Source organism: Bradyrhizobium sp. Leo170, assembly GCF_004296405.1.
Classification (GTDB): domain Bacteria; phylum Pseudomonadota; class Alphaproteobacteria; order Rhizobiales; family Xanthobacteraceae; genus Bradyrhizobium.
On record NZ_PSRR01000227.1, the window covers coordinates 1 to 14325 of the forward strand.

General features: G+C 60.4%; 13 protein-coding genes and 1 pseudogene. All 14 read right to left on the reverse strand.

Annotation, left to right across the window (positions count from 1 at the left end; genetic code table 11):
* Positions 1–292, reverse strand: a 292-nt coding sequence (locus tag CWO89_RS29575) for a transposase (protein WP_245476641.1), incomplete at its 3' end; no start/stop codon positions are given.
* Between the two features lie 80 nt (positions 293–372).
* The gene (locus CWO89_RS29580) at positions 373–573 is read right to left on the reverse strand and encodes a CCE_0567 family metalloprotein (protein ID WP_028169133.1); all 201 of its coding nucleotides are present in this window, start codon (positions 571–573) and stop codon (positions 373–375) included.
* A 9-nt stretch (positions 574–582) separates the two neighbouring features.
* Positions 583–1053: a NifX-associated nitrogen fixation protein gene (locus CWO89_RS29585; RefSeq protein ID WP_028169134.1), complete on the reverse strand. Its 471-nt coding sequence runs from the start codon at positions 1051–1053 to the stop codon at positions 583–585.
* 8 nt (positions 1054–1061) lie between these two features.
* Positions 1062–1457 carry a nitrogen fixation protein NifX gene (nifX, locus tag CWO89_RS29590; protein WP_130229807.1) on the reverse strand — a complete coding sequence of 132 codons (396 nt, stop codon included), beginning with the start codon at positions 1455–1457 and terminating at the stop codon, positions 1062–1064.
* The gene (nifN, locus tag CWO89_RS29595; RefSeq protein ID WP_028169136.1) at positions 1454–2860 is read right to left on the reverse strand and encodes a nitrogenase iron-molybdenum cofactor biosynthesis protein NifN; all 1407 of its coding nucleotides are present in this window, start codon (positions 2858–2860) and stop codon (positions 1454–1456) included. The genes nifX and nifN overlap by 4 nt, the downstream gene beginning before the upstream one ends.
* 8 nt (positions 2861–2868) lie before the next feature.
* Complete coding sequence (gene nifE / locus CWO89_RS29600) at positions 2869–4533, reverse strand: nitrogenase iron-molybdenum cofactor biosynthesis protein NifE (RefSeq protein WP_028169137.1); 1665 nt, start codon at positions 4531–4533, stop codon at positions 2869–2871.
* A 99-nt stretch (positions 4534–4632) separates the two neighbouring features.
* The gene (nifK, locus tag CWO89_RS29605; RefSeq protein WP_028169138.1) at positions 4633–6192 is read right to left on the reverse strand and encodes a nitrogenase molybdenum-iron protein subunit beta; all 1560 of its coding nucleotides are present in this window, start codon (positions 6190–6192) and stop codon (positions 4633–4635) included.
* Between the two features lie 72 nt (positions 6193–6264).
* The gene (nifD, locus tag CWO89_RS29610; RefSeq protein ID WP_028169139.1) at positions 6265–7767 is read right to left on the reverse strand and encodes a nitrogenase molybdenum-iron protein alpha chain; all 1503 of its coding nucleotides are present in this window, start codon (positions 7765–7767) and stop codon (positions 6265–6267) included.
* 909 nt (positions 7768–8676) lie between these two features.
* Positions 8677–9921: pseudogene (locus CWO89_RS29615) on the reverse strand (cysteine desulfurase).
* Positions 9918–11255 carry a Fe-S cluster assembly protein SufD gene (gene sufD / locus CWO89_RS29620; protein ID WP_028169396.1) on the reverse strand — a complete coding sequence of 446 codons (1338 nt, stop codon included), beginning with the start codon at positions 11253–11255 and terminating at the stop codon, positions 9918–9920. The pseudogene CWO89_RS29615 and the gene sufD overlap by 4 nt, the downstream one beginning before the upstream one ends.
* Before the next feature lie 19 nt (positions 11256–11274).
* Positions 11275–12030 (reverse strand): Fe-S cluster assembly ATPase SufC, encoded by a 756-nt coding sequence (gene sufC, locus CWO89_RS29625; protein ID WP_130582113.1) that lies wholly within the window; start codon positions 12028–12030, stop codon positions 11275–11277.
* A 232-nt stretch (positions 12031–12262) separates the two neighbouring features.
* A complete protein-coding gene (gene sufB, locus CWO89_RS29630; protein WP_130582114.1) occupies positions 12263–13759 on the reverse strand; it encodes a Fe-S cluster assembly protein SufB in 1497 nt (498 codons plus the stop codon).
* Complete coding sequence (locus CWO89_RS29635; protein ID WP_130582115.1) at positions 13753–13938, reverse strand: hypothetical protein; 186 nt, start codon at positions 13936–13938, stop codon at positions 13753–13755. Before CWO89_RS29635 ends, sufB begins: the two co-directional genes overlap by 7 nt.
* 10 nt (positions 13939–13948) lie before the next feature.
* Entirely contained in the window at positions 13949–14143 is a 195-nt protein-coding gene (locus CWO89_RS29640) for a 4Fe-4S binding protein (RefSeq protein ID WP_130232039.1), read from the reverse strand.
* Positions 14144–14325: the final 182 nt, after the last annotated feature.

The following is a 14325-nucleotide window of genomic DNA, read 5'->3' on the forward strand; positions in this document are numbered from 1 at the left end:
CGTCCGGCGACAGTCCCACGAACCAGCGATACAAAAGATTGTAGTCCAGTTGCTCCATCAACTGGCGTTCCGAGCGGATGCACACTTGCAGCAGCAAGGCGCTCAGCAATCGCTCTGGAGGGATCGAAGGACGTCCCTCGTTGGGATAGAGCCTCCCAAGGCTGCGGTTCAAATCACTCAATACATCCCGGACAAGTTCCCGGACCTTCCGCAGCGGATGGTTCGCTGGCACACGCTTATCCGGCGCGATGTACGAAAAGAGGCCGCTTTGATCCGTAAACCTGCCCCGCATGATCGTCTCCGCCGGTTCGAGATGATAAAAGTGAATCATCAAGCTCCCTCCGTGGCCAGGGGGTTTTCAGCAGACTGCTACTAGGCCCTTTCCAGGGCCTTGAGGTCCTCGCGCTTGCGCTCGAGTTCGGCAAAGGCATCGTGCGCCTTCTGCGCCACCGCCATGATCGAGGTCCAGTTGACGGGCAATTCCTCCGAGAGGTCGTGCAGATCCATCTTGGCCTGCGTCGCCTTGGCCGATAGCTTTTTCATTTCTGCTTTTACGATTTCAAGATCGCTCATGAGCTGCCCTCAATAGTTCGCCACGTCGGGAAATTTCCGGATCATCTTGATGCCGCCTTTGACGTATTTGTCACCCTCGGCGGCGAGCTTTGCGAGATTGTCGAAGCCGAAGCGATGCACATCGCGCAGGCGCTTGTTCACCACGATCAGACGGCCGCCGATCAACACCATGCGACCAAAGCCTTCATGGTGCATCTTTAGCATCGCATGGATCATCACACCCGTCGCTTTCTCGATCGAGAGCGCGACCGCATTGAAGAACAGCTCCAGCCGCCAAACCACATCCGGATCTGGATCGCCAACGATCGGCAGCGCGCGCCGCTTTTCCTTATCCAGAATATACGGTTCGAGCAGATCGAGATCGCTCTTGCCGTCCCAGGCGCCATAAATGTCCTGGGCGCGCCAACTCTTAACCAGTTCTCTCACGAATGGCGCATCGAGCGTGTTCTCTGGTTGCACGATATCTGCAGCTGCAGTCATGGCCGTCCTCATTCTTCGAAATCGAGCGTGCGCTGCTGGTCTTTTGCCAGCGCCTTGCGCAGCCAGGGCGGCGGCGTACCCTTGAGCACTCGCTCGAGCTTCTCGACGAGGGCGAGGATGTTCTCGGGCTGACCCACCTTAATGGGATGTATATTGTTGGCCACCACGCGGGCGGCACCGGAGCCGCCGATAGCAGCGACATAGAGGATGGCGCAATCCTTGATCGCCTCGATCTTGGGCGCGAGCTTGTCCTCGTTGCCGTCCTCCTTGAAATCGCCGTCGAACTGGACCGCCTTCAGGAATACGTGCCCGCCCGGCCCAACATCATAGATGGCGATGTTCTTGGCCCAGCCAAAATGCGCATCGACGCGCCTCAAGTCCTGGGTAGCGAATGCGACCTTCATGCAATCGACCTCTCTGCTGCCTCGATGACGCTGAGGCCGCCCGGCCTAAAGGGCTGACTCCAGCTACGCCAGCTGTCGGGCGTCGGCCGGTGATTTTCCTCGCGGTCGGCGATCACGAGATTGGCGATTTTGAAGATCAGATCGCGCGTGCCGCGATAGCCGACGGATAGCTGGTGTCCCGCGCCGATCCGATCGAACATCGGAAATCCCGCGCGGTAAAATGGAATCTTCAGCCGCGCCGCCGCTTGGCGGCCATGCGAATGCGTAATCAGCAGATCGCACCCCCTCGTCCTAGCGAGCTCTTCCAGATCCTCAAGATCGCCGATGAGCACCTCCTTGGTCTCGATCCGCTCCAGCACCGGGGACTGCGTGGTTGTCACGGCCGCGGTGACCTGCGCACCCATCTCGTGCAGCATGCTGGATAGGTCGAACAAGAGGTCTGGCTCGGCACCTATCGCAAGCTTGCGGCCGCCGATATGGAAATGCGCGTCCAGCATCGCGTCTGCCAGCTGCCCGCGCTGGCGGCGATATTTTGCTGGCACAGGGCGGCCGCTGATCTCGCTCAGGAAAGCAATGAATTCATCGTTGGGGGTGAGGCCGCAGAGCCGCTCGAACAGGCGAAACGGCACCCCGGTCTTGGCCTGCATGGCTTCTGCCGCCCGTCGCATCTGCGCACCAATCGCAATGGTCCAGCTGGACCGGCCCATGCTCGCGACTTCGTCAACCCCGATGCCGCCAATGCTCGTCGGCGTAAATTCGTCCGGGATATGCCCGTCCAGCGATCCCGCAAGATCAGGCAGGAAGGATGGCTTCAGACCGAAATCCTCCAGGATGGTTCTCAGTTCGTCGAGGTCACCCGGCGTCAGATGACATCCGGGGAGAACATTCACCCGCGCGGGATCACGCTCTGCCTCGGCCGGCAGCGCCTCCGTCAGCACCTCGACGAGGCGTGCCACCGTCTTTTCCCAGCCGTCCTGGAAGGCATCCTTGAAATCAGGCGTCGAGACAAAGATCAAAGGAAAATTGGCGAGCTGCGGATGTTGCTCGCGGATCAATTTGATGTAGGCGTCGACATCATCGCCATTGGTTTCGGTGACCCCGGTCGAGCAGATCCCGATGATCTCCGGCTTGGCGCGATTATAGATGTTGAGGATAGCCTGCTCGACATTTTCATAACCGCCGAGCACGGTCGCCACCTCGCTCATCGCAGTCGTCTGCAGCGGCACCGCCTCCTTGAAATGCCGCACGAACAGCGTGAGCCCAAACGACGTGCAACCTTGCGAGCCGTGCAAAAGCGGCATCGCCCCACGCAGGCCCATGAAGGCGAATGCGCCGCCGATCGGCTGACTGATCTTGAGCGGGTTGACCGCGCACGCCTTCGTCGGCGTGGTAACAATGGCCATGACTTGTCCTATTCCGCGGCCCGCAGCATGGCAGGCGGCGAGGAAACCGGCATGGTGGCTAGGACGTCCTCGATGCGCCTCTTGCAGCAGCCACCGAACGCGTCGGTGTGCTGGCGGACTGCCTCGACGCTGGTCAGGCCATGCGAGCGGATCGCATCCTCGATGGTGCCGAGATCGACTTCCTTACAGAAGCAAACCTTTTTCGCGCGCCGCATCGTCTGCGGATCGGCGGCGATCTCGGCAGCCCGCCCACGCATCTTCGTGATCGTCTCGGTCTGCCGGTTCTTGGCCACCTTGTCCCACGGCACCGGTCGACGCAGCTGCTCCCAAATCGGGTTGAACAGCGCCTTGTCGATCTCCTCGACCAGCTTCACCATACCGATATAGCCCATGTAGGCGTGGCAGCGCTCCTGGTTAATGTCGAGCCAGGGCATCGCTGCCTTGAGCGCAACAAATTGCGATTTGCCACCCGAGAGCATGATGTCCGCTTTCGCGTCGGTCAGCATTTTGTATATCTCGCGCGGCGTCATGTCCTCAATCATATGGGCATCCTGCCCCATCAGCTCCTTGATGCGCTCCTTGTCCTGCTTGGTGGATTTCTTGACGCTGGTGCCGACCAGCTCGAGCCCCGCCTCCTGCAGCGCAGCCACCACGGACCAGGACTTGACACCGCCGGTGATCAGTAACGCCCTCTTCCCGGCAAAGCGCGGCTTGTACGGCTCGATCGCGGCCCAGGCGCGCGCCTCCTCCCGCGCGATCACCGTCTCGGTGCGCCCGATCAGTTCGGAAGGCGCGCCGCGTTCGACCAACAGCCGCGCGATCTCGCGCAGCGAACCGCTGGAATCCTGGATGCCGTAGAACGATCCCTCGAAGAACGGAATGCCGTAGCGCTCCTCCATCTTGCGCGCAACGTTGATCATCGCCTTCGAACATACCAGCATGGCAGCGCGCGCCCGGTGCGAAGAGGCAACTTCGCGATATTTGCCATCGCCGGAGATGCAGGAGAGGATGCGGATGCCGAGCTCGTCAAGCAGCGGCTTAACCTGCCAGAGCTCGCCGGACAGGTTGTATTCCCCGATCAGGTTGATGTCGTAGGGCGTGGTGTAGTCCGGCTCTTGCGTGCCGATGACATGCTCGAGCAAGGCCTCGCCGGCGAGCTTATTGCCGAGGTTCTTGGGGCCGACGAAGCCCGGCGAATTTACGGGAATGATCGGTTTGCCGAGCTTTTGCGAAGCCGCCTTGCAGACCGCATTGATGTCGTCGCCGATCATGGCGGGGACGCAGGTCTGATAAACGAAGATGGCCGGCGGATCGTACTTGTTGATGATCTCCTTGATTGCCTTGTAGAGACGCTTCTCGCCCCCAAATACGATGTCGGTTTCGCTCATGTCAGTGGTGAAGCCGGTGCGCCAGATGCTGGCATCAGAGGAAGACGCACCGCGGTTGTCCCAGGAGTTCCCCTCACAGGCGATCGGACCGTGCACCAGATGGGCGACGTCGGTAAAAGGCTGCAGCGCGATCTTTGCACCGTCGAAGGCGCAGCCGCCTGCGGCGCCGCCCGGCTGTAGCTGCTTGTTGCAGCCCTTCTTGCGCTCGGCAACCGACTTGTTGGCGTTCTTGGCGCAGCCCGGCTCATTAAAGATCTCTTGGATCCTGGCCGATAGCGAACTCATCCATCTCTCCTCTCAACCGAGCTTGTGCGCAAAGATCAGCCCATCTGCGCTTAGGCCATCGCCGATGTTTGGCGGCGATGGCGCCCGCGTCATTCGTCATCAACGAATGATGTCGAAGCTATAGTCGGTTTCGCCGAGAACGTTGGTCTTCTTGTCGATCTCGTCGAAGATCTTGTCGAGAATCTTCACGAGCACGTTCATGCCGCCCTGATAGCCCCACACCGGAGAGCGGTGATGGTGATGCCGATCAAAGATCGGAAAACCGATGCGGATCAGTGGCACACCGGTGTCGCGCTCTAGATACTTGCCATAGGTGTTGCCAATCAGGAAGTCGACCGGCTCGGTGAACAAGAGCGAGCGCATATGCCAGAGGTCTCGCCCCGGATACGCGTGGCAGTTCTGTCCAAACGGCGAACTCGCAAACAACGTCTGCATTTTTGCCTCCCAATCCTTGTTGCCGTTCGTCGACAGCACATGGATCGGCTCAGCGCCAAGCTCGAGCAGGAAGGCAGCCAACCCGTAGCAGAGGTCTGGATCGCCATAGATTGCGAATTTCTTGCCATGGATGTGCGCACTGGAGTCAGCCATCGCGTCGACCAAGCGACCGCGCTCTCGCGCCAATTCCTCGGGGATATCCTTGCCAGTGATGCGCGACAGCGCCACGAGGAACTCATCCGTTGCGGAGACGCCGACCGGATAATTGAACGCTACGACCTCATGGCCATGATGTGCGATGAACGGCAGCGTCTTTTCCGTGCACCACTGCTGCATCGAGATCGTTGCCTTAGCGTGAACCGCCTTCGCGGCGTCTTCCAGCGTGGTGCCGCCGTCATACATCCGGAACTCGCCGTCGGTTGGTGTATCAAACACATCGGAATTGTCGGCGAGAACGGTGTACTGGATTGCCATCAACTCAAAGATGCGCTTGATCTCACGGATGTTGCCGACGGTGTAGCCGTCAAAGCCGCCGATAAAGTTGATCTTCTCGTTGGGCACCCGCTCAAGCTTCGGCGTTGTTCCGGCCTTGCCGTCCCAGAAATGCTCCAGGATACCCTTGAGCGCATTATCATAGCCGGTGACGTGGCTGCCCACGAAGGCTGGCGTGTGCGCGAACGGCACATCGAAATCCGCTGGAACCGAGCCTTTTTCCTTGGACGTTTTGATGAAGGCGTTAAGGTCGTCTCCGATCACCTCCGCCATACAGGTCGTGGAGACCGCGATCATCTTGGGCTTGTACATATTGTAGCTGTTGGCGAGCCCATCAATCATGTTGTTCAGCCCGCCGAATACGGCAGCGTCCTCCGTCATCGACGAGGAGACGCAGGAGCTTGGTTCCTTGAAGTGCCGCGACAGATGGCTGCGGTAATAGGCCACGCAGCCCTGGGAGCCGTGCACGAAGGGCAGCGTGCCCTCAAAGCCAACGGAGGCGAACACCGCGCCGAGCGGCTGGCAGGCCTTGGCTGGGTTTATCGTCAGCGCTTCGCGCGCAAAATTTTTCTCGCGATATTCGGGCGTCTTCGCCCATTCCCTGATGCGTTCGACCTCCGCGGGATCGCGGGGATTCTCGAACATCTTCTTCTTATTGGCCAGCATCTGCTGGTATTCCGGTCCGCGGAACAGCTCGAAGTGATCGAGCACGTGTTCTGCACTCTGCGCCATAGGTAGGATCCTTTCAAAAAAGCGTCATCAATATCAGCTCCGGCCCTCAGGCTGAGAGCCGGTCACTTTGCGTTATTCGGCAGCTAACAGTTTCGCCTTTTGGACATCCTTCCAGGGCGCCTTGGTCCTCTTCCAGATCGGCGAGTTGATGGCCATGTCCATGTCGCGTGCGAAGATCGCAAATCCGTCATAGCCATGATACGGACCCGAATAGTCCCAGGAGTGCATTTGGCGGAACGGCACGCCCATCTTCTGGAAGACATATTTCTCCTTGATCCCCGAGCCGACCAGGTCAGGCTGGACCTTCTCGACGAAGCGTTCGAACTCGTAGCCGGTGACGTCGTCGTAGATCAACGTGCCATCCTTGACGTAGTGCTGGGCGGTGCGCTGGTAGTCGTCATTGTGGCCGAACTCGTAGCCGGTGCCGACGACCTCCATGCCGAGATCTTCATAGGCGCCGATCACGTGGCGCGGACGCAGTCCGCCAACGAACAGCATCACGCTCTTGCCTTCCAGGCGCGGGCGATATTTTGCGACCACCGCGTCCACCAGCGGCTGATATTTTGCAATCACCCGCTCGGCACCCTCCTTGATCTTGTCGTCGAAAAAGCCGGCGATCTTGCGCAGCGACTCCACGATCTTAGAGGGCCCGAAGAAGTTGTATTCGCACCATGGAATCCCAAACTTCTCCTCCATGTGGCGTGAGATGTAGTTCATCGAGCGGTAGCAATGCAGCACATTAAGCTTCGCCTTCGGCGTTGCCTCGAGCTCGGCCAGAGAACCGTCGCCGGACCACTGCGCGATTACGCGCAGGCCCATTTCCTCCAGCAGGATTCGGGATGACCAGGCGTCGCCGCCGATATTGTAGTCGCCGATGATCGCGACATCGTAGGGGGTCGGCTCAAACGTCGGCTTGCCCTCGGGCGAGACCTTGTCGAACACCCAGTCGCGCACCGCGTCGTTGGCAATATGGTGGCCGAGCGACTGCGACACGCCGCGAAAGCCCTCGCAGCGGACCGGCACGATAGTCTTGCCGCCATATTCCTTCGACTTTGACCTGGAGACCGCCTCGATGTCGTCACCGATCAGGCCGATCGGGCATTCCGACTGGATGGTGATGCCGTTGTTGAGCGGGAACAGCTCCTGGATCTCGTCAATGATTTTGACGAGCTTCTTGTCGCCGCCGAACACGATATCCTTTTCCTGGAAATCGGAGGTGAATTGCAAGGTCACGAAACTATCGATGCCTGTCGTGCCAACGTAATAGTTACGCCGCGAGCCCCACGAGTACTGTCCACAGCCGACCGGACCGTGGCTAATGTGGATCATGTCCTTGATCGGGCCCCACACCACACCCTTGGAACCCGCGTAGGCGCAACCGCGGATCGTCATCACGCCTGGGATCGATTTGAGATTGGACTTGACTCCGCAGTCCGACTTGCCGGCCTCGTGAACATTGAGGTGCTTGGCGCGCCGTTTCGCAGTCTTCTCCGGATAGATCTTCAGCACCTCCTCAATCAGCTCTTTGTTGCGGGCTTTGATTTCCGCGATGCTCTGGGTCGTGGCGAGACTCATGCTGATATCCTTCAGAAGGTTTCCTGTTGCGATGACGGCTCTCGACCAAGAGTTTGCAACGACCATGCCAGCCGCGGCGTGAACGCAAAAATCCACGCAGTTGGAAGTAGATAGCCACACTCGCGCGGCTGACCGGACTGTTGTTGCAAACCCGACATCGAACGTGTCCACGGACCTGCTCGTTTGATCCTGTTCGAAACAAAACAAGCCGGGCACGCATGGTTTTGCACCCGCGGATTTTCCACACAAGCCCGCGAGAGTATTGCGATACTTGCCGGGGCCTACTACCGGAAGCTATCTAACGAAGCGACCCAGCTGCAAGGCCGCGGCAGCCAATCGGCTCACGGATCGTCGCGAAGCCCGACCGGTGCACACCTCACCCGCGATGGTGCCTTGCGCGTGGCCTCGCCGCCATCCTGCTATTGGGTCGACCAACCAGGGAGATCGTCGCGGCCGACGCGCGGGGGGTGTTCGAGCGCCTGAGCATCTCAAGCCGCAGCGCCGAACGATTTTTAGCTCCATGATCTTACGTGTGCAGCCGAGGCCGAGGCTGCCCTAGCTGATACGCGTTGACGCAACTAAACCTGATCCTCGACTCTGCCGAGAGACCCGCCCTGTGCTCGAGACGAACCGGCTCGTGAGCGCGAATGATGACGAAGGCGGCGTGCGCCATGAACTCAAGCGGGTGTAGTAGAGATCATGAAGAAAACGCCAGCTCTGCCGCACATCCCAGCGTCGCCCGGATAGACCAGCGGCTACCCGGTATGCGGTTGTCTGCGTCGTTCTTAATCAGCGTCAAGGAGCGGACGCACTCTCCGGCGGAGACGTCCAGCGATATGAGGTTCGCGCATAGCATTAGCAATTCGCGTATACACAACGCGCCTCATGGTTCTGGGCCCGTTCCTGCCCTCATGAGAACAGCTCCTGCGCTTTGACAAGGGCACCCGCCAGCGCATCGATCTCTTCATAGGTGTTGTAGAGGGCGAACGAAGCGCGGCACGTTGCTGGCACGCCAAACCGCTCGAGCAGCGGCATCGCGCAATGGGTCCCGGCGCGCACCGCCACGCCTGCACGATCGATGACGGTGGCAAAATCGTGCGCATGCGCGACTTTCATATCGAAGGAGATGATTGCGCCCTTCTCAGCCGCCGTTCCAATAATGCGTAAGGGATTGATGCCGCGCAGCTTCTCCTGCGCATAAGCAAGCAGTGCGCTCTCGTGCTTGTGGATCTGTGGCTTGCCTATTGAATTAATATAGTCCACAGCCGCGCCCAGACCGATCGCCTCGACGATCGGGGGAGTTCCAGCCTCAAACCGGTGAGGTGGATCACCATATGTGACACCGTCACGCGAGACCTCGCGGATCATCTCGCCGCCACCGTTGAACGGCGGCATCGACGCCAGATGCGCATATTTGCCGTAAAGCACGCCGATACCGGTCGGCCCATAAAGTTTGTGGCCCGTCATCACGTAAAAATCGCAATCAATGTCGCGGACATCAACATCCAGATGGACGCAGCCTTGCGAGCCGTCGACCAACACCTCGATGCCGCGCGCATGCGCGATCCTCACGATCTCCTTCACCGGCAGGACAGTGCCGAGCGCGTTGGACATCTGTGTGATCGCAACCATTTTGGTGCGCTCGGTCAGAAGCCGCTCGAACTCCTCGAGGAGAAAATTGCCCTCGTCGTCCACTGGCGCCCATTTGATGACAACGCCGTGGCGTTCCCTCAGAAAATGCCAGGGCACGATGTTGGCTGGTGCTCCATGATCGAGAGAACAATCTCATCCCCGGGTGAGATGCGCTCGCGGCCGAAAGTCTGGGCGACCAGATTGATCGCCTCGGTTGCGCTACGAGTAAGACAAACTCTTCGGTGCGGCGCGCGTTGAGGAACTGCGCCACTTTGGTGCGGGCGCCCTCAAAGGCCTCGGTCGCGGCGTTAGCCAGATAGTGCAGACCGCGATGCACGTTGGCATATTCGGACGTGTAAGCCTGCATCATGCGATCGAGCACCGCCTTTGGCTTCTGCGCCGAGGCGGCGTTATCGAGATAGACCTGCGGCTGCCATAGACCTGCAGCGCCAGCGCCGGAAAGTCCTCGCGCACCCGCGCAACATCGTAAGCGCCGTTGGCGACCGCCGGATGCGCGCTCATCCCCTCGCCTCCAGCCAGCGCTCGGCCAGTACTATCACGAATTCGCGTAACCTCCCGTCGGCGATTTCCTCGATAGCTTCGCCGAGGAAAGCCTGGACCAAGAGCGCCTGTGCCTCCTTCCCGGAAAGGCCGCGTGCGCGTAGATAGAACAGCAGAGTCTCATCCAGTGCGCCGGATGCCGCGCCATGGCCGCAGGTGACATCGTCGGCAAAGATCTCCAGCTCCGGCTTGTTGTCGGCTTCAGCCTCGTCGGACAGCAAAAGCGCACGCGTCATCATCCTGCCGTCCGTCTTCTGTGCATCAGGACGCACGATGATGCGGCCCTGGAATACCGAGTGGCCGCGGTCGTCGACGGCCGCGCGGAAATTCGCCCGGCTCGTGCAATGCGGCACAGCGTGGTTGACGACCAAGGTCGTGTCACCATGCTGTTTGTCCCTCAGCAGGTTGATGCCGTTGACGGAGAGCTCGGCGCCCTCGCCCGCCAATGTGATGAATGCCTGGTATCGGCTCACAGCACCACCACAGATCATGCTGAACAATTTGAGTTTCGCGCTCGCCCCGAGCGCGAACAATCCGGAGGAAATGTTGGTGGCGTCCGCCCCGTCCGCCAGAACGTGCAGATGGGCAAGATTGGCCGCCTCACCAACCGAGACGATCACCGCATCATTGGCCTGATGGTTGCGGGCGCCTTCGGCCGCCACAAAGCTTTCGACCACGGCCGCCTGCGCGCCCTTGCCAAGCCTCAGATGCGAGCGAGTGAAGCTTGACGCCGACGAGGTGGTTGCGACATGGACGATTTGAATCGGTCGGGATAACTCGGTGCCGTCGGTGACCGTGATGACCACGCCGTCGGTCACCATCGCGGCATTGAGCGAGATCACCGCATCCGTCGTTGCGGTCAGCAGCAGGTCGCCTCTCCCCTCGTTAGCTGGATCGTCCAGAACTTCGCGCAGCGTGCGCACGTTGACGCTCTGGCCCAACTCGGCGATGTCGGAGAGATTGGGCGCGAACAAACCATCGACGAGCACTAGCTTCGCTGCGCCCTCGATCGCTCCCTTCTCGACGGCAGCTTGCGCGACTGCAGCCCTTGCCCGCGCGAGCGCAGCCGCATCCGGTTGCGGCGCGAGCGGTAGGACGTGGCGCATTAGCGCGCGCAGGTCGGTGTATCTCCATTCCTCGATCCGCCGGTGCGGTAAGCCGACGCGCTTGTAAGCGTCGAATGCCCTCGCGCGGATGTCGGCAACAGAGCCTGCGCCGGGCAGCCGTCCGTTGGCCTTGACGAACACATTGCCCACCGCGCGTCCGGGATCGGTTTTTGACAGAACCAGGTTCATCGAAAACTCCTTGCGCTCTCTAGGCCGCGTGCTCGAACGGAGCGTAGCCGGCGGCCTCGAGCTCCAGCGCGAGATGCTTGTCGCCGCTCTTCACGACACGCCCCTTCGCCATCACGTGCACATAGTCCGGCACGATGTAGTTGAGCAGGCGCTGGTAGTGGGTGATCACGACCATGGCACGCTCGGGCGAGCGCAGCGCGTTGACGCCGTCGGCCGCGATCCTCAGCGCGTCGATGTCGAGGCCGGAATCCATTTCATCGAGGATACAGAGGCTCGGCTCGAACAGCGCCATCTGCAGGATCTCGTTGCGCTTCTTTTCGCCGCCGGAGAAGCCGACATTGACACCGCGCTTGAGCATGTCCTGCGGGATGTTGAGCGACTTTGCGACCTCGCGGACCTTCTTCAGGAAGTCCGGCGTCGAATATTCGCTCTCGCCGCGCGCCTTGCGCTGCGCATTCAGCGCGGTGCGCAGGAAGTTCATGGTGGCGACCCCGGGGATTTCGACCGGATACTGGAACGCCAGAAACACGCCCTTGGCGGCGCGCTCGTCCGGCGCCATCTCCAAGAGGTCCTCGCCGCGGAACAGGATCTGTCCGCCCGTGACCTCATAGCCGGGCTTGCCGGCGATGACGTGCGAGAGCGTCGATTTGCCGGAGCCGTTCGGCCCCATGATCGCGTGGACCTCGCCGGGATTAACAGTCAGCGACAGCCCGTGGAGGATTTCGCGATCCTCGACACGGACTTGCAGGTCTTTCACTTCAAGCAGTGCAGTCATTTTCTTTCCTTCTGGCCTAGGCGACCGCAAGGCGATCAAAAAAAGGAGCCAGCCAAAAAATCCCATAGCTCCGAACCCAGCAGCGGCCTTGCCGAATTCCATTACGTCAAGCGAGCTCGCAAAAGCGCCAATCAAGGCAATGAACGCTCCGGCGATCGCCACGAACCCAGTGATCGCGAATGGCCAAACCTGAACGCCAACGAGGATGTTCCGAATGGTTTGGACCATTGGCTTATCCGACGCTGCCCTCCAAGGAGATCGAGATCAGCTTCTGCGCCTCGACCGCGAACTCCATCGGCAGCTGCTGCAGCACGTCCTTGACGAAGCCGTTGACGACGAGGCCGACCGCTTCCTCCTGGCTCAATCCGCGCTGCACGCAGTAGAACAGCACGTCCTCGGAGATCTTCGAGGTCGTCGCCTCGTGCTCGAACGTCGCCGAAGAGTTCTTCGCCTCGACATAAGGCACGGTGTGCGCGCCGCATTTATCGCCGATCAGGAGCGAGTCGCAGGCGGTGTAGTTGCGCGCGCCGGTGGCTTTGCGGTGCGCGGTGACGAGGCCGCGATAGGTGTTCTGCGATTTTCCGGCGGCGATGCCCTTGGAGATGATCCGGCTCGACGTGTTCTTGCCGAGATGGATCATCTTGGTGCCGCTGTCGACCTGCTGGTAACCGTTCGAGATCGCGATCGAGTAGAACTCGCCGCGCGAATTGTCGCCGCGCAGGATGCAGCTCGGATATTTCCAGGTGATGGCGGAGCCGGTCTCGACCTGGGTCCAGGAGATCTTCGAGTGGTCGCCACGGCAATCGCCACGCTTGGTGACGAAGTTGTAGATGCCGCCCTTACCTTCCGAGTTGCCGGGATACCAGTTCTGGACCGTCGAATATTTGATCTCGGCGTCATCGAGCGCAACGAGCTCGACCACCGCGGCGTGCAACTGATTCTCATCGCGCTGCGGCGCTGTGCAGCCTTCGAGGTAGCTCACATACGAGCCCTTGTCGGCGATGATCAGCGTGCGCTCGAACTGGCCCGTGTTGCGCTCGTTGATGCGGAAATAGGTCGACAATTCCATCGGGCAGCGCACGCCCGGCGGCACGTAGACGAACGAGCCGTCGGAGAACACCGCCGAGTTCAAGGTGGCGAAGAAGTTATCCGACGTCGGCACCACGCTGCCGAGATATTTGCGCACCAGCTCAGGATGCTCGCGGATCGCTTCCGAGATCGGCATGAAGATCACGCCGGCCTTCTTCAATTCCTTCTGGAAGGTGGTCGCAACCGACACCGAATCGAAGATGGCGTCGACCGCGATCTTCCGCTGTTCCGAAGGCTCTCCGCCCGGAGGCGGCTCGACGCCCTCGAGGATCGCGACTTCCCGCAAGGGAATGCCGAGCTTCTCATAGGTCTTGAGAATCTCGGGATCGATCTCGTCGATCGATGACAGCGTCTTCTTCGGCTTCGGCGCCGCGTAATAGTAGAGGTCCTGGTAGTCGATCTTGGGATAGTTGACGCGCGCCCAGGTCGGCTCGGTCATGGTCAGCCAGCGGCGGTACGCCTCCAGGCGCCATTCCAGCATCCAGGCCGGCTCGTTCTTTTTCTCTGAGATGAAGCGGACGATATCTTCCGAGAGCCCCTTGGGGGCCTTTTCGGATTCGATAAGCGTCTCGAACCCATATCGATACTGATCGACGTCGATGCGCCTGACGCGCTCGACCGTCTCTTGTACGGCTACCATTGCCCGCTCCGCCGCTCGCGCAAGGACTCCGGCCATGCCCGACGACGGCCGCGGCGCGCGCCCTTCGCCGCATACGCGATCGCGTAAGTCACCCGCAGCTCGGGGCCAGCGAGGCCGCCCATCAGAAAGGCGGCCACCGATCGCGCTTCAACCTTGCTGCGCGCAGCGGACCCGCTCATCGGTCGCTCCTTATGCCTGCACGCACGTGCCGGGCACCGGGCAGATAACGGCGCATTGCGGCGTGTCGCACTGATCCTCGCATTGGGTGCACTTCTTCGGATCAATTACATATATGTCGTTCTTGAGGCTGATTGCTGCGTTCGGGCATTCGAACTCACATGCGCCGCAGACGGTGCACTGGGAGGCGATTATCTTGTAAGCCATAAACTCCGATTCCTTGGCAGGCGATGCGCGACGGCTTTCCTTCAAGGCTCGTGCCAAACGTCGAGCCTTGATTTATCTCGGCTATTTTCCGTCTCCCGCCTGTCCTAGGCCGGACAGCGTGTCGCGACCGCGACACTCGGCTCACAGGCGCTTGATCTGGATGCGCCACTTCTTGCGCGCCT